The sequence below is a fragment of the uncultured Marinobacter sp. genome, from assembly GCF_963974375.1.
Lineage (GTDB): Bacteria > Pseudomonadota > Gammaproteobacteria > Pseudomonadales > Oleiphilaceae > Marinobacter.
Window position 1 is genome coordinate 1 of sequence record NZ_CAXBDN010000067.1, and the last position, 16,871, is coordinate 16,871.

The 16,871-nt window shown below is 56.9% G+C and carries 10 protein-coding genes; 6 read left to right on the top strand and 4 right to left on the bottom strand.

From position 1 onward, the window contains the following. Positions 1–498 precede the first annotated feature (498 nt). Positions 499–1,431 (bottom strand): D-2-hydroxyacid dehydrogenase, encoded by a 933-nt coding sequence (locus tag AAC035_RS07750; protein ID WP_339802138.1) that lies wholly within the window; start codon positions 1,429–1,431, stop codon positions 499–501. A gap of 103 nt (positions 1,432–1,534) precedes the next feature. On the opposite strand from AAC035_RS07750, the gene tmpT reads away from it, so the two are divergent. From tmpT to AAC035_RS07780, 6 genes are all read left to right on the top strand, one after another. Further along, complete coding sequence (gene tmpT, locus AAC035_RS07755) at positions 1,535–2,203, top strand: thiopurine S-methyltransferase (RefSeq protein ID WP_339802141.1); 669 nt, start codon at positions 1,535–1,537, stop codon at positions 2,201–2,203. 142 nt (positions 2,204–2,345) lie between these two features. Continuing rightward, entirely contained in the window at positions 2,346–3,776 is a 1,431-nt protein-coding gene (locus AAC035_RS07760) for a PLP-dependent aminotransferase family protein (RefSeq protein ID WP_339802144.1), read from the top strand. Positions 3,777–3,889: 113 nt separating this feature from the next. Then, complete coding sequence (locus AAC035_RS07765; protein WP_339802147.1) at positions 3,890–6,253, top strand: DUF6351 family protein; 2,364 nt, start codon at positions 3,890–3,892, stop codon at positions 6,251–6,253. 300 nt (positions 6,254–6,553) lie between these two features. Then, positions 6,554–8,476 (top strand): PrkA family serine protein kinase, encoded by a 1,923-nt coding sequence (locus AAC035_RS07770; RefSeq protein ID WP_339802149.1) that lies wholly within the window; start codon positions 6,554–6,556, stop codon positions 8,474–8,476. 35 nt (positions 8,477–8,511) lie between these two features. Further along, positions 8,512–9,801, top strand: coding sequence for a YeaH/YhbH family protein (locus AAC035_RS07775; RefSeq protein WP_339802160.1), 1,290 nt, complete (start codon positions 8,512–8,514; stop codon positions 9,799–9,801). Then, a complete protein-coding gene (locus tag AAC035_RS07780; protein WP_339802151.1) occupies positions 9,798–11,345 on the top strand; it encodes a SpoVR family protein in 1,548 nt (515 codons plus the stop codon). The genes AAC035_RS07775 and AAC035_RS07780 overlap by 4 nt, the downstream gene beginning before the upstream one ends. A gap of 36 nt (positions 11,346–11,381) precedes the next feature. Here the strand turns inward: AAC035_RS07780 and AAC035_RS07785 are convergent, their stop codons facing one another. The 3 genes from AAC035_RS07785 to AAC035_RS07795 form a co-directional block, all read right to left on the bottom strand. Then, positions 11,382–12,839 carry a diguanylate cyclase gene (locus AAC035_RS07785; RefSeq protein WP_339802152.1) on the bottom strand — a complete coding sequence of 486 codons (1,458 nt, stop codon included), beginning with the start codon at positions 12,837–12,839 and terminating at the stop codon, positions 11,382–11,384. Positions 12,840–12,992: 153 nt separating this feature from the next. After that, positions 12,993–14,861 (bottom strand): diguanylate cyclase, encoded by a 1,869-nt coding sequence (locus tag AAC035_RS07790; RefSeq protein WP_339802155.1) that lies wholly within the window; start codon positions 14,859–14,861, stop codon positions 12,993–12,995. 283 nt (positions 14,862–15,144) lie between these two features. Further along, a complete protein-coding gene (locus AAC035_RS07795; RefSeq protein ID WP_339802157.1) occupies positions 15,145–16,497 on the bottom strand; it encodes a TrpB-like pyridoxal phosphate-dependent enzyme in 1,353 nt (450 codons plus the stop codon). Positions 16,498–16,871 lie beyond the last annotated feature (374 nt).

A 16,871-nucleotide genomic window follows, 5' to 3' on the forward strand; every position in this document is an offset into this window, starting at 1 on the left:
CCTGGACGGTCACCTGTAATGGGATGGGCAGTTACACAGATTTATTTACAGGCTCACGAAATGCATTCAGAAAATGTTCCATGTTATTTAACTCTCCTCAATAGTTTGGGTATATTTGATCTCTGAAACATTGTCAGCAGGCACAGACCTGCGACACTACCAATACTGGATAATATAATTCCCGCCAGTGCCATCCCCCTTTCCTTTGCGTTGATATTGTTATAATGGTCACTCTTTGATCTAACCTGCACTGGTCCTTGCTTGACTCCATTGTATGAATTTTCGGTAACATACAATGAGTACTCTATCGTTTTAAAGGAACAGACTCTCACTGCCATGAAAAATCATGTAAAACGAATAGATTTTTAAAATTTATTCATTATTTATCAGCAGCCTGCAAATTTGTAATGAAAAGTAACCAGAGGTGTTTTATCGGCGCTTTGACTGAAGAAAACCAGTATTCAAAATGTCAGCAGGAAAAAATCCCAAACTGAGAATCTATGCTTTCGCCAGATTGGCTGCGGTAATCTCCACAATCCGCTGTCGCGCCTCACGACTGGCCCAGGCGGAGTGGGGCGTCAGAATCAGGTTGGGGATATCCTCCGCCAGCAGAGGATTGCCGTTGCGGGGAGGCTCTTCAGTCAGTACGTCAAACCCGGCGCCGGCGATCGTTCCTGCCCTGAGAGCGTCAGCAAGAGCCATCTCATCCACCAGGCCGCCCCGACTGGTGTTGATCAGCAAGGCCGTGGCTTTCATCTGTCGCAGCTGGTCTGCGCCGATCATATTGCGGGTTTCGTCCGTCAGCAGACAATGCAGCGACAACACATCGGCCCGCGGCAACAACTCCTCCAGCGGAATCCGCGGATAGCCGTCAACATTACCCGTCGGCTGCCCGGGCCGGCAACCCAGCACCACATTCATGCCGAAAGCCTTCGCCCGCTCGGTAACACCCTGGCCAAGATCACCGTAGCCGATGATGCCCAGGGTTTTTCCTTCCAGCTCCATGATGGGGTGATCCATCAGGCAGAACGTGGAACTCTCGCTCCAGCGCCCGTTGCGGGCATCCCTGTTGTAATCAATGAGCCGGGTCGCCAGTGAGAGAATCAGCGCCATGGTGTGCTGAGCAACGGTTGAACGGCCATAGTGAGTGACATTCAGCACCCGGATGCCCTGCTCCCGGGCGGCCACCAGGTCAATGTTATTGAGGCCGGTGGCCACCACCGCGATGGTTTTCAGTTGCGGGCAGGCTTCGAAGTGAGTCCGCCCAAGTACCACCTTGTTTACCAGCACGGTATCAAATCCGGACAGCCGCTCTGTCACCTGCTCCGGCGTGGTGCTCTCGTACTTGCGCAAGCCACCGGTTGCCGCTTCAATCGAACTCAGATCGACATCGTCGCCCAGGGTACTGGCATCCAGGAAAACCGCTTTCATCGTCAACTCCTGCCATGAGGTGCATTAGAACTCGGAAACCGGAAAGAGTAAGTTAGACTGAACAAATCCGCCAACGCCATTACATCCGGGAGATCTTATAACCATGGAACATCAATTCTGGCACGAACGCTGGGCCAAGAAGGAAATCGGCTTCCACGAAGGCACGGTCAACCAGTATCTCCACGACCACTGGCCGGAATTTGCGGGCAAGAGCACCGACACTGTTTTCGTACCCCTCTGTGGCAAGGCCCACGATATGTGGTGGCTTCACGACCGCGGTCACCCGATTATCGGCGTTGAACTCAGCGATGTGGCCTGCAAGGATTTTTTCGAGGAAGCCGGCGAAAAAGCCATGGTACACCCGGGCGAACCCTTTACCCGGTTTCGACACGACGATCTGGAAGTCTGGTGCGGCGACTTTTTCCAGCTGGTTCCGGCTGACCTGCACAACACCCGGCTGATCTATGATCGGGCGGCGCTGATTGCTCTTCCGGCGGACATGCGCCCCCGCTACATCGATCATCTGACCACCATTATTCCCGATGACAGCCGCATTCTCCTGATTACCCTGGATTACGACAGCGAGGAGATGAAAGGTCCCCCGTTCAATGTCAGTGATGAGGAAGTGCATCGCCTGTATGGCGAGGACTACCGGATCGAGCAGCTGCTGAAACAGGACATGGCCCGGGACAACCCCTTCGCCAAACGCCGCGGACTTCGCAATGGCGCTACCGAGAGCGTGTTCGTGCTGACCAAACGACCGGATGCCTGAGTCGGTCACTGGCCTGAGCTGACATTTGTACAAATTCTGTACGCCCACATTATCCTGAACTAATCTTGGAGAATAACAACAAGGAGTCAGGCAGGCCACGGCGGGCATCCAGCGCCACCGGGCCGGTGTGCCTGTTTGTGCCGTGGCCGAAAAATCTTTTCTCTACGAAAGTGTCAGTGAACAGCTGAGGCATCACATCTACCAGGGCAGTTATCACGCCGGCGAAAAACTCCCCTCTGTCAGGGAGTTGAGCCGCCTGTTCCGGGTCAGTGTAAACACCATCCTGCAGTGCTTCCGCCAGCTGGAGGCCGACGGTTTGATCTACCGCCACCCCAGAACCGGTGTTTATGTCTCACACCGGTTGCCGGGTGGAAGCTCCGCCGGTTCCGTCGTCACGCCACTTTTTTCAATGTTGCCCGTCGAGGTTTCCCTGAGCGAGGAAATTCTCAGGTACATGGAGCCTCACGTCACCCAGCCCATGGTGAGGCTGGGCATAGCGATGCCAGACCCCGTAATCATGCCGATTGAACGGATTATGCAGACCTACCGGGATATTACCCGCTCCCAGGCAGAGAATGTCTGGCAGTACATCCACCCCCGGGGCGAGGAACGCTTTATCCAGCAGCTCACTCGCCGCAGCCTCAATTATCCGGTGCCCATGGCGGAAGGTGACATGCTGGTCACCAATGGCTGCATGGAGGCCATAGAACTGGCATTGCGGGCCGTAACACGCCCCGGGGACACCATTGCCATCGAAACACCCACCTATTATGGCTCGTTGCTGGCCCTGGAGGTTATGGGACGGCGTGCACTGCCTATTCCGACCGACGCAACCACCGGCATAGACCTGAATGGCCTGGAGCGGGCGTTGCGGCAGGGTCGGATAGCCGCCTGTCTGGTTTCAGCCAATGCCCAGAATCCACTGGGTTCGCTGATGCCAGCGGAAGCCAGGGAAAAACTCGCGTGGCTGGCGGCACGTTACAACGTGCCGGTCATCGAGAATGATATCTGGGGGGATACCGTGTTCGGTGAGCCGCCACCTCCGGTAAAGGCCTATGACAGGGATGGCATGGTGATCTACTGCAATTCGTTTTCCAAAACACTGATGCCGGGGATGCGCCTGGGCTGGATTTCTCCCGGGCGTTTTCTTCACCGGGTACTGGAACTTAAACAGGTGAGCAGCATTACAACTGCCTCGCTGCCGCAGCTGGTCATGGCACGACTGATGGAAACCGGGTTTTACTACCAGCACCTGCGGCATTTGCGGGCACTACTTGAGCAACAGGTAAGTGAAATAGCAGACCTCGCCAAGCAGTACTTCCCTGCGGGAACCCGCATCACCTCACCCGCCGGAGGCTGCGTGCTCTGGCTGGAACTGCCGGATACTATCGATTGCAGCCGGCTTTATCTTGAGGCACTGGCCAACGGTATTCATGTTTTCCCGGGCCAGGTGTTCTCGCCGGGACCTCAGCACAGTAACTGTCTGCGACTGAATGCCGGAAGCCCCGCATCGCAGGATATGGAGGCCGCCATCCGCAGGCTGGGTGTCTTGTGCCACCAACAGCTCTCGTGAAACCGCCCGCTGTTTGAGTGTTTTCTGCCCAATCTGTATCTGGTTTGCCTGCCACGCCCATCTATTCTGAACAAGGAACTCTCAGCAACAACAACAGAAAAAGGGAATTCACCATGCTTACCAACAGCAAAACCGGGGCGGTGCTCACCATCGCCCTGTCGACCCTGGCGCTGAACGGCTGTTTCGGAGGATCAAGCAGCTCGTCATCTTCAGAACCTCCTGAGATCTCATTGCGCTCCCTCTCCAGTGCACCGGACATGGTCAGTGGTGATGATGTATTACTGACCCTGGATGGCGATGCTGACACCATCAGCAGCCACCTGGACGATCTTGAACTCTGGCTCAACGATGCCGAAGTGGAGCCGGTGATCCGGCAGGGACGAAATGGCATCGAGATTCTGATCAGCGGCCTGGTGCCGGATGATAACCGGATTGAACTTCACCACGCCGAACACGGACCACTGGCTGAACTGGATCTGACTGCCTACCCCATCACAGGGCCCATGTTCTCAGGGCCACAACAATATCCCTTTGTCTGTTCGGTGCAGGCCGAGCTGGGTGTCCAGCCGCTGGTGGACGAGGGTACAACCGTTGGTTTTCCGGTGTTTGATGGCGACAACAACCAGATCGGCCTGAGCAAGGATTGCTCCATCGAAAGCTACGTCGAGTTCGTCTACCGCACCGAAGCCGGCGCCTGGGCTCCGTTGCCGGAAGACCGGGTGCGTCCGGATGACATTGCCACCACGACGCTTACTGACGGTCGTGAGGTAGACTTTATCGTGCGTCGCGAACTGGGCACCATCAACCGCTTCATCTACAGCTTTGCCACCCTGGCCGGCATCGACGATACCGCGGATGACGCTGCAACGGATAACTGGAACGGTCGGGTTCTGTTCCACTTTGAGGGCGGCGTTGCCATCGGCCATACCCAGGGCCGGATCAGTGGCCGCGCCCTGGAGCCCCGGGCTCTGGAGCAGGGCTATGCGGTGATCTACTCCACCGGTACCCGCACCAGCACCCATTACAACCTGCAGGTTGGCGGAGAAACGGCGTTGATGGTGAAGGAGCACTTCGTCAAACGCTTTGGTGAGCCGGAATACACGGTGGCCATTGGCGGGTCCGGTGGCGGCATACAGCAGTATGTCTATGCCCAGAATCATCCCGGCCTGCTGGACGGTGGCGTGCCACAGTATTCCTACCCGGATATGGTCACCCAGACCATCCACATTGGCGACTGTGAACTGCTTGAGCACTACATGGATGTCACTGACAGCGCCAATGCCAAATGGCAGACCACCAGCAATCGCAGCTGGCTGGTGGGCCTGAACTCTACGGACGACTATCCGGATCCTCTGGCCGGCTTCAAGCAGATGTTTGGCTACAGTACCGCACCGGGCATGACCGAATGCGTGCCGGCATGGCGTGGCCTGACACCCCTGGTCATGAATCCGCTTTATGGCCAGGCCCGTCACCAGCAACAGATGCAGCCAGCAGATGCCATGGCCGACGTTCGCTGGACTCACTACGACGACCTGAAAAATATCTATGGCGTGAATGAGCAGGGCGAGCCGCGCACGCTCTTTGATAATGTGGGCGTGCAGTACGGCCTGCAGGCATTGCAGGACCAGAACATCAGTGTAGCGGAATTCCTGCACCTGAACGCCTACGTGGGTGGCTGGAAACAGCCTTCGGAAATGGTTCAGGAAGGGGCACCTTTCCTGCCACCGGAAACCCAGGAAAACTTTGACCCCTGGAGCAGCCGCAACATGAACCTCTCCCCGGGCGAAGATGTGCCTGCCCCCCGCACCGAGGGCGACCTGATGGCGATTCAGGCGGCCTACAGCTCAGGGATGGTGTTCGACGGCGAACTGAACATACCGGTTATCGACTGGCGCCATTACCTGGAGGAAGTACTGGACATGCACAACAGTCATCAGTCCTTCTCGGCCAGACAGCGTATTCGCAACCGGATGGGGCACTCCGATAACCAGTTGATCTGGTTCACCGACGCTCGCCCCACGGACACGTCCGATCCGCAGGAGCCGGAACCGAATGACGTGTATGACCAGACCTGGATGGCCCTAGAGGTGCTCCACGACTGGATCATGAACATCAAGGAAAATCCTGACCAGAGTATTGCCGAAAACAAACCGGAAACCGCAGTGGACGCCTGCTTCAACAGCGACGGCACCCTGATGGACACCGGCAGTGATGTGTGGAACGGCATTCTCGATGATGAGCCTGCCGGCGCCTGTACCGCTGCCTTCCAGACCTACACTACCTCACGGATGGTTGCCGGTGGCTCGATTGAAGGTGGTGTTTTCAAGTGCGCCCTGAAACCAGTAGCCGAAGCGCTGAGCGACGGCACTTACGGAACCATTGAGTTCTCCGGGCCAGAACTTGACCGGCTCAACGAGATCTTCCCGGATGGCGTCTGTGACTACAGTCAACCCGACCAGGGCCGGCCCGCCGGCTGATTCCGACAGGCGGACCACGTGAGATCAACAAGGGGATGCCACACCGGTATCCCCTTTTTCGTTACCCATTTTATTAATTTGTCGAAATTGTGACGAACAAAGATCAACCAGTGTTGTCCAACCTCCGAACCGTGGACTAAGCTGAGAATACCGGAAACCGGAACCAGCTCACCGACGTATATCCGGTCAACGGCAGTCACCACTTCCATCCAATAATAACCAGATCCGCCCACCCGCGGCGCCAACAACGGGGAATTTTGCGTGTAGCAGAGCTGAATCCATAGCAAGCGAGGGTCACCTATGAGCATATTGCAGCACTTCAAAGATCGTTACGATAAGTCCCAGGAAGAAGAATATTCCCTGGAAGAATATCTGGAGATCTGCAAGAAGGATCCGTCGGCCTATGCCTCCGCAGCAGAGCGGATGTTGCTGGCCATTGGCAAGCCGGAGCTTGTCGAAACCTCCAGGGACCCGCGTCTGTCGCGCATCTTTTCCAACAAGGTTATCAAGCGTTACCCGGAATTTGCCGAGTTCTATGGCATGGAAGAGGCCGTGGAAAACATCGTTTCCTTCTTCCGCCACGCGGCTCAGGGCCTGGAAGAGAAGAAACAGATCCTTTACCTGCTTGGCCCTGTGGGGGGTGGTAAATCCTCGCTGGCGGAAAAGCTCAAGTTCCTGATGCAGAAGGTCCCCTTCTACGCCATCAAGGATTCACCGGTAAACGAATCCCCGCTGGGTCTGTTTGATCCGGCCGAAGATGCCCAGATTCTGGAAGAAGAGTACGGCATTCCGGCCCGTTATCTGAAGTCCATCATGTCACCATGGGCGGTCAAGCGCCTGCACGAATTCGGCGGCGACGTCAGTCAGTTCCGGGTGGTCAAGAAGTATCCTTCGGTGCTGGACCAGATCGGCGTATCCAAGACCGAGCCCGGCGATGACAATAACCAGGATATCTCCGCCCTGGTGGGCAAGGTCAACATCCGCATGCTGGAGGACTATTCCCAGGACGACCCGGATGCCTACAGCTTCAGCGGTGGCCTGTGCAAGGCCAACCAGGGGCTGATGGAATTCGTGGAAATGTTCAAGGCCCCCATCAAGGTACTGCATCCGTTGCTGACCGCCACGCAGGAAGGCAACTACAACACCACCGAGGGCATGGGGTCCGTGCCCTTCGACGGTATCATTCTGGCCCACTCCAACGAGTCGGAATGGCAGACCTTTCGCAATAACAAGCACAACGAGGCCTTCCTGGACCGGGTTTACATCGTCAAGGTGCCCTACTGTGTGCGGGTAACCGAAGAAATCAATATTTACCGGAAACTATTGAAGCACAGCTCCCTGTCCGGCGCTCCCTGCGCGCCAGACACCCTCGACATGCTGGCCCAGTTCTCGGTGCTGTCGCGGATCAAGGAGCCTGAAAACTCCAGTGTGTTCTCGAAAATGCGGGTTTACGACGGGCAGAACATCAAGGACACCGATCCCAAGGCGAAATCCATTCAGGAGTACCGGGATGCCGCTGGTGTGAATGAAGGTATGGACGGGCTATCTACCCGCTTCGCGTTCAAGATCCTGTCCAAGGTATTCAACTTCGACACCACCGAAGTGGCCGCCAACCCGGTGCACCTGCTGTATGTACTGGAGAAGCAGATCGAACAGGAACAGTTCCAGAACGAAACACAGGAACGGTATCTGCGCTATATCAAGGAGTTCCTCGCGCCTCACTATGTGGAATTCATTGGCAAGGAAATCCAGACGGCTTATCTGGAAAGCTACAGCGAATACGGCCAGAACCTGTTTGACCGGTATGTGACCTACGCTGACCTGTGGATTCAGGACCAGGAGTTCCGGGACCCCGAAACCGGGGAGATTCTCGACCGCCCAGCCATCAACGACGAACTGGAAAAAATCGAGAAACCGGCTGGCATCAGCAATCCGAAGGACTTCCGCAACGAGGTGGTCAACTTCGTGCTGCGGGCGAGAGCGAATAATCAGGGCGAGAATCCGTCCTGGCTCAGCTACGAGAAACTGCGCAGCGTGATCGAGAAGAAGATGTTCTCAAATACCGAGGACCTGCTGCCGGTCATCTCCTTCAATCCCAAAGCGAGTCAGGAAGACCAGAAGAAACACAAACAGTTCGTTGAACGCATGGTCGATCGTGGTTACACCGAGAAACAGGTCCGCCTGCTGGCAGAATGGTATCTGCGGGTTCGCAAATCCCACTGATTCTGTTCTGACCTGACTGGAGTAGCACTATGGGTATGACCCACATTGTGGACCGTCGGCTGAACGGCAAGAACAAGAGCGCAGTGAACCGGGAACGGTTTCTGCGCCGCTATCGCCAACATATCAAAAAGGCGGTGGCGGAGGCCGTTCAGCGCAGATCGATCACTGATATAGAGCGGGGTGAGAACGTCAGCATTCCCTCCCGGGACATTGAGGAGCCGACGTTTCACCATGGCCGTGGCGGCAAGCGTGAGATGGTGCATCCGGGCAATCAGGAGTTTGTGACCGGAGACACCCTGCCCAAGCCTGAAGGAGGTGGCGGCGGAGGCGCCGGTGCCGGCCAGGCCAGCGCAGATGCCGAGGGCATGGATGAGTTTGCCTTCCAGATCACTCAGGAGGAATTTCTTGAATTCCTGTTTGATGATCTGGAGTTGCCCAATCTTGCCCGTAAAAAACTCAAGGATACCGAAGCCTTTACTTACACCCGGGCGGGATATTCCACCCAGGGAGTGCCCGCCAAGCTGGATGTCATCCGTTCACTACGGGGCGCCCATGCCCGGAGGCTTGGCCTGAGTGGCGCCCGTCGTAAAAAAATCCGTGAGCTGGAAGCCGATCTGGCGGCTCTCAAGGCAGCCCCGGACGATCTGGACCCGGCCTTCAGCCATGTGGACCAGATCGAGGTGCTGGAGGCAGAAATTGCCCGTCTGAAAGCCAATATCAGACGCATTCCCTTTATCGATGAAATCGACCTGCGTTACCGCCAGCACCTGAAAAAACCCAAGCCGGCCACCAGTGCCGTGATGTTCTGCCTGATGGATGTCTCGGGGTCCATGACCCAGGGCCACAAGGACATTGCCAAGCGCTTTTTTATCCTGCTGTACCTGTTTCTCAAGAAGAACTACAAGAAAATCGACGTGGTGTTCATTCGCCACCACACCAGCGCCAAGGAAGTGGACGAGGAAGAGTTCTTCTACAGCCGCGAAACCGGGGGCACCATCGTATCCAGCGCACTGAAAATGATGCACAAGATCATTGAAGAGCGTTACTCCCCGGATGAGTGGAATATCTACGCTGCCCAGGCCTCAGACGGCGACAACTGGAACGACGACTCCCCGGTCTGCGGCAAGATGCTGGCCGAAAAAATCATCCCGCTGGTGCAGTATTACGCCTATGTAGAGATTACGCCCCAGGACCACCAGATGCTCTGGTACGAGTATGAGAGGATCATGGAACGATTCCCGCAGAGCTTTGCAATGCAGCAGATAGCCGACCCGGGAGAGATCTACCCGGTCTTCCGCCAGCTGTTTGAGAGGAAAGCCGCATGACCAGCCTCATCGACCGCCCCAACGACCCGGTCAAACGGGAACCGATTTCGACAACCTCGGAATGGACCTTTGAGCTGGTCCAGCGTTATGACGATGAAATCGCCAGATGCGCTGCCGAGTATGGCCTCGACACCTACCCCAATCAGATCGAGGTGATCAGTGCCGAGCAGATGATGGACGCCTACAGCTCCGTGGGCATGCCCGTTGGCTATCACCACTGGTCTTTCGGCAAACAGTTCCTGAATACATCAAAAGGCTACCAACGGGGCCAGATGGGCCTGGCGTACGAAATCGTTATCAATTCGAACCCGTGCATTGCCTACCTGATGGAGGAGAACACCCTGCCCATGCAGGCGCTGGTGATTGCCCACGCCTCCTACGGCCACAACTCCTTCTTCAAGGGCAATTACCTGTTCCGCACCTGGACCGATGCCAGCGCCATTATCGACTACCTGGTGTTCGCCCGTAACTACGTGGCGGAGTGCGAAGAACGACACGGTGTCGATGCGGTGGAACAGATCCTCGACTCCTGCCATGCCCTGATGAACTACGGCGTTGATCGTTACAAGCGCCCTGCCCCGATCTCGGCGGCAGAGGAGCAGCGCCGGCAAGCTGAACGGGAGGAGTACCTGCAGCGGCAACTCAATGACCTGTGGCGCACCATTCCCAGAGCCGGCGAGGACGAGGACAAGGTTCGCCGCAAGAAACGCTACCCGGAGGAGCCCCAGGAAAACCTGCTGTACTTTATCGAGAAGAACGCACCACTGCTGGAAACCTGGCAACGGGAAATCATCCGTATTGTGCGCAAGCTGGCCCAGTATTTTTACCCCCAGCGCCAGACCCAGGTAATGAATGAGGGCTGGGCCACTTTCTGGCATTACACCCTGCTGCACCGGATGTATGAAAAAGGTCTGGTCACCGATGGCTTCATGCTGGAATTCCTGCAGAGCCATACCGCCGTGGTGTATCAGCCTCCGTTCAACAGCCCCTGGTATTCCGGCATCAATCCCTACACCCTGGGCTTCAATATCTTTACCGATCTGCGCCGGATCTGTGAGCACCCCACTGCCGAAGATCGTGAGTGGTTCCCGGACCTGGTGGACACCAACTGGGTGGAATCCCTGCATTTTGCCATGAAGAACTTCAAGGATGAGAGCTTTATCCAGCAGTTCCTCTCCCCCAAGGTCATGAGGGATATGAAACTGTTCGCGATCCAGGACGATGACCAGGACGACGTTTACCGAATCACGGCCATTCATGATGACCCGGGCTACCGTGTGCTCAGGGAGAAACTGGCCCGCCAGTACAACCTGAGTAACCGGGAGCCCAACATCCAGGTATGGAATGTGGATGTGAGAGGCGACCGCTCACTGACACTGCGCCATATTCCGGTAGACCGGGTACCGCTTGGCAATGATGCCGATGAAGTGCTGCGTCACGTCCACCGCCTCTGGGGTTTTGATGTACACCTGGAAAGTGTGGATGACGGCACGGTGACCGCGGAACACCATTGCCCGCCCATGAATCTTGATCTTATGGATTGAAAGCGGCCGCAACACACGGGACAGAGCCCCCGGACCTCAGAGCTCCGGGTCGAATAACGCCCAGGTGTTCTTGCCCTGCTCCTTGGCCCGGTACATGGCCGTGTCTGCTGCCCTCATCAGCGCCCGCTGGTCCAGGCCATGGTGCGGAAACAGGCTGACACCGATACTGGCGCTGACCTGGCACTGAACCCCGAACACCGTGACCGGGGCCTGGGCCGACTCCAGCAGCTTGCCGGCAACCCTGGCGGCATTTTCCGTCGTTGCCAGCTCATGCACCAGGAGCACAAACTCGTCACCCCCGAGGCGAGCCAGCACATCGCTGCCACGGAGCGTCGATTTCAGGCGCTGGGCCAGCGTTTCCAGTACCGCATCTCCGGCTGCATGGCCGTGGGTATCGTTGATCTCCTTGAAATTGTCCAGATCAACAAACATCACTCCGACACCACCGCGGGTACGCCGGGCCCCCTGTATCGCCTGTTCCAGCAGCTCGCCAAACAGGGACCGGTTGGGGAGCCCGGTCAGGGAATCGTGACTCGCCAGATATTTTGCCCGGGCCTCAGCCCGCTGACGCTCATTTTCATGCTCGAATGCCTGTAACGCGTAGGCAATATTCTTCGACATACGGGTCAGCAGACCGAGTATCTCCTCATCAAAGGCACGGCGTTCACGGGCGCTCAGGTACAACAGACAAATGGTTCTGCCATTGCGGACGATGGGCACGGATGCCGCGGATTTCATGAGTGTCGGACGAATCAGTGAATGCCAGGCCGTCGTACGACTGTCGCCCAGAAAATCATCCGTTACCGAGACGGTGCCACTGCGAAAGGCCGTGCCGTTCAGCCCCTGGCCTTCCGGATGATCCGGATTCGTGGAGACGACCGCCGCAAACATCTGTTCCTTGCCGACCCCGGAGAAAGCGGCCACCTCCAGCAGATCAGAGTCTTTTGCCGGAACCAGCACCGAGGCCGTCGTCATACCCCCGCTGGCAATGGCGGCATCGCACACCCGCTGATAAAGATCCTCCGGGGTGCCGGACCTGAATATTGCCTCATTGGCATCGCTGAGGGCCGCGTAGATGCGCTTTGCCCGCTCCAGCGACCGCTCTGCCAGCACCCGGCGAGACACATCGCGGGATACCGTAATGGTAATCCAGCGCCCGCCCAGCTCCATGCAGCGGTGATGGGCTTCCCACCAGCCTTTGCGGGTACCATCCTTGCTCAGGGTCATATGAGGCGCCTGGGTAAAGCCCTTTTCTCCGGATTCTTTTGCCAGTCTGAAAATATCGCGGATGTCTCCCGGTGACTGACCGGTCAGATCCGCGAACGTCATGGCATAACACTCTTCCCGGGAATAACCGGCCATCCGGCACACGGTTTCGTTGACATACAGATGTTGCAGGGACTCATAGTCGTTGACCAGCAAACAATCCGGGGAGGCATCCATGACCAACTCAAAGCGTTTTGCCAACTGCTCTTTAAAGGCGTCGGGGATCATTTCGGGAGCTGCCTGCTGGGCTGATTATTGTTATCGACATGTAGCAATACTGAGATTACTACGATTCGCCAACTAATCAATCACAGCCGGACGCCTTTGACAGGTTTTTACACCCTCATAACCAACACCACACCTGAAACAGAGGCTGCCGACTCAACTGGCCAGAGCCCCACCCTCAAGCTCGACCGAATAGACCACCCAGGTATTCTTGCCCCGGGCCTTGGCCTGGTACATGGCCACGTCGGCGTACTTCATCAGAATCTGGCGATCTTCATTGTGATCCGGGAACAGACTGATACCGATACTGGCGCTGACACTGCAGTCCTCGTCGAGCACATGAAGGGAAGCCACGGCAGCGTCGAGGAGCTTGCTCGCCACCCGGGTGGCGTCATCGACGCCCCTCACGTTCGGTAATAACACCACGAACTCGTCTCCGCCCATCCGGGCCAGTACGTCACTGGAGCGCAGGACCGACCTGAGCTGACGCGCCACTTCCTGCAGCAACAGATCTCCGGCAGCGTGACCGAGATTATCATTGACGTCCTTGAAGTGATCGAGATCGATGAACATCACGGCAAGCTTGTGGTGGTAGCGCAGGGACGTCGCCAGGGCCTGATCAAGCAGGTCAGAAAACAGGGCACGGTTGGGCAGGCCGGTCAGGCTGTCGTGCGTAGCCAGGTAATGGGCCTGCTCTTCAGCACGTTTGCGGTCTTCTTCATGTTCGAGGTTTTGCAGGGCATAGGCGAGATTTTCGGTAATACGCCGGAGCAATGTCAGCGCCTCGTCATCAAACGCCCGTCGCTCTGTAGCGCCCAGGTAAAGCGTACCAACCGATTTACCCTCACGCACAATAGGCATCGCAGCAGCCGCCCGCAGCCGGGTGCGCTTGACCACCCCATGCCAGGGCCTGGTTCGCGGATCGTTGAGAAAATCTTCACTGATGCAGGGCTTGCCCGTGCGAAAGGCGGTGCCATTGATGCCGTGACCTTCAGGTTTGGAAGGGTCCGTTGAAATGACCACCTCGCGCATTTCCTGCTCACCCAGACCGGCCAGGGCGGCGACTTTCAGGTCACCGGTTGCCGGATCCGGCAACAACAGGCAGGCAATGGCCAGGCCACCAGACTCGATGGCAGCCTCGCAGACCTGCTGATACAGCTGCTGAGGAGTCTCGGCGCGCATGATCGCCTCATTGGTGGCGCTGAGCGCCGCGTAGACACGACGCGCACGCTGCTCCGCCTGCTCTGCCAGCACCCGGCCAGTAATTTCTCTCGACACGGTCACCACCACCCGACGTCCGTCCATCATCACGCAGCGATGATGGGCTTCCCACCAGCCACGGCGGTCGCCGTTCTTGCTCATGGCAAGATGTGGTGGTTCGGTGTAACCCCCAATACCCCCGGCTTCCGCCCGGGCAAACACATCAGCCATGTATTCATGGGACTTGGCGATCAGCTGATACCCGAACAGGGCCAGCAGTTCATCCCGCTGGAAGCCCGCCAGCTCACAAATCGTGTCGTTCACATAGAGCAGTTTCTGGGTTTCAAAGTCGGTCACCAGAACGCAGTCCGGTGACGCGTCCATGGTGGTCTGAAAGCGCTGCGCCATATGCAACTGCATCTGTTGGCTGGTCACGTCTTCGCCAAAGCCCCGGTAACCGCTCCACTGCCCGTTCTTGTCAAAACTGGCAGCGCCACTGACACGGATAAACCGGATATCGCCATCACCCAGATCACGCCGAAGGATAACGCCCCGAAAGGGCCGTAACTCACGCAGGCGGTGCTGCAGGGAGGCCCAGCTGACCTCCGCGTCGGCCGGCACCAGAGACAGGTCCCATCGGGTTCGTCCGACCAGCTCGAATGCGCTGGCAGCCGGGTCACCCTCCAGAGTACGGCCTTCCAGCCGGCTGAACCGGAATTCCGTATCCTGTTCCCAGATCCAGTCAGCCGCAATGCCCAGAATCGCCCGCAGGCTGTCCCACTCCGGCACCAGGCCTGCAAACTGAGCTGTTTTATGCACTGCCATCCAGTTGCCTCGCAGGCTGCAATGTTGGTCCGGGATAGGCGGAATTACGGCACAATCAGATACATAAACCGACTTCGGTTATTCCCTGAAGTTTGATGCCATTTACATGCAGATTAGATCAGATTTACCGACGCAACCATGACCTGTCGCTAGAAATGACAATTTAAACAGGCTTTGACTATCTGCTTACCCGAAAAACCAACAAGCTATATGAAAAGCCTCCGGCGGGAACGCAACCGGAGGCGAAATTGCTATCAATGACGGTATCGTCAGTCAGCAGGCATCAGACTGAAGGCAATCCGGACAACGCCATGGCCAGTTCGTTGTCGTCGTATTCGTAATCACCCAGCTCACCGGCAAAATAAGCCGTGTAGGCGGCCATATCAAAGTGGCCGTGGCCACACAGATTGAAAAGAATAACCTCCGAAGTGCCCTCTCTCTTGCATCGCAAGGCTTCCTCGATAGCGCCTTTCACCGCATGGTTGGCCTCCGGCGCCGGCACAATGCCCTCGGCCCTGGCGAACAGCACTCCGGCTTCAAAACATTCCCGCTGAGTGTAGGCGGTAGCCTCAAACAGTCCCAGTTCCTTTGCGTGCGACACCATCGGTGCCATGCCGTGGTAGCGTAAGCCGCCGGCGTGGAAGCCTGGCGGCGTGAAGCTGGAGCCCAGAGTGTGCATTTTGGTAAGCGGCGTCATGTGCGCGGTGTCGCCGTAGTCATAGGCAAACTTGCCCCGGGTCAGGGTCGGACAGGCTGAGGGTTCGACCGCGACAATCCGTGGGCTTTCACCGCCACGCAGCGCGTGTCCCATGAACGGAAAGGCAATACCCGCAAAGTTGGAGCCACCGCCGGTACAGCCAACGATCACATCCGGCCACACATCGGCCATTTCCATCTGTTGCATGGATTCCAGACCGATAATGGACTGATGAATCAGCACATGATTGAGCACCGAGCCCAGAGCGTATTTGGTATCGGGATCCTGCACCGCCAGTTCCACCGCTTCTGAAATGGCGATACCCAGACTGCCGGTATGATCCGGATTCTCCGCCAGCACCTTGCGGCCAAACTCCGTCAGTTGTGACGGCGAGGCCACGCATTTGGCGCCGTAGGTTTCCATCACCGCACGACGATAGGGCTTCTGGTCGTAGGACACCCGCACCTGAAACACGTTCACATCCAGGTCAAACAGCGAACCGGCGAACGACAGGGAGGTTCCCCACTGGCCGGCGCCGGTTTCTGTGGTCAGTCTTTTGACCCCAGCTTCCTTGTTATAGAAGGCCTGGGGAATGGCCGTGTTGGGCTTGTGACTGCCCGCCGGGCTGACACCTTCATACTTGTAGAAAATTTTGGCAGTTGTTCCCAGTGCTTTCTCAAGACCATGAGCACGGTACAACGGTGCCGGCCGCCACAGCTTGTAGATTTCCCTCACTGGTTCCGGGATTTCAATTTCCCGCTCGGTGGACACCTCCTGCTCGATCAACGCCATCGGGAACAGGGGTTCAAGATCTGCTGGGCCAACCGGCTGTTTGGTGCCCGGATGCAGAACCGGTGCCATTGGCTCCGGAAAATCCGCCTGAATGTTGTACCAGGTTTTTGGCATCCGGGTTTCATCGAGAAGGTATTTGGTGGTCATGGACTGCTCCGCTCAAAGGTTTGTTATCGGCGTTTTTATTTTTCAGACATTAGCACAGGATCTTGAAATCGGGTGGACGCAGGTCAATGTGGCAACTCCATTACAAAGCATTGTGTAGGTTTTGTCGTTGTATTTTGGTACAAAGGCGCCCGGGTGAGCCTGTCTTAGCAGCCGGTTACCGGAGACGCCCCCCCAGAACAACCATTTTTTTCAACAGATATCAGGTGATTTATGAAAAAAGGATTTCAAGGGCTGATTGCAGCCGCCGTTCTTCTGCCTTCCGCTGCCATGGCAGAGAGCCTCAGTTACGACTACCTTGAGGCAGGTCTGGCGCTGTACCCAAGTGCCGACAATGACCAGACGCTGATTGGTCT

Coding starts and splice junctions, on each gene's coding strand:
- AAC035_RS07780 (WP_339802151.1), top strand. CDS start 9,798: ATGACCAGCCTCATCGACCGCCCCAACGACCCGGTCAAACGGGAACCG.
- AAC035_RS07775 (WP_339802160.1), top strand. CDS start 8,512: ATGACCCACATTGTGGACCGTCGGCTGAACGGCAAGAACAAGAGCGCA.
- AAC035_RS07765 (WP_339802147.1), top strand. CDS start 3,890: ATGCTTACCAACAGCAAAACCGGGGCGGTGCTCACCATCGCCCTGTCG.
- AAC035_RS07790 (WP_339802155.1), bottom strand. CDS start 14,861: ATGGCAGTGCATAAAACAGCTCAGTTTGCAGGCCTGGTGCCGGAGTGG.
- AAC035_RS07750 (WP_339802138.1), bottom strand. CDS start 1,431: ATGAAAGCGGTTTTCCTGGATGCCAGTACCCTGGGCGACGATGTCGAT.
- AAC035_RS07785 (WP_339802152.1), bottom strand. CDS start 12,839: ATGATCCCCGACGCCTTTAAAGAGCAGTTGGCAAAACGCTTTGAGTTG.
- tmpT (WP_339802141.1), top strand. CDS start 1,535: ATGGAACATCAATTCTGGCACGAACGCTGGGCCAAGAAGGAAATCGGC.
- AAC035_RS07795 (WP_339802157.1), bottom strand. CDS start 16,497: ATGACCACCAAATACCTTCTCGATGAAACCCGGATGCCAAAAACCTGG.
- AAC035_RS07770 (WP_339802149.1), top strand. CDS start 6,554: ATGAGCATATTGCAGCACTTCAAAGATCGTTACGATAAGTCCCAGGAA.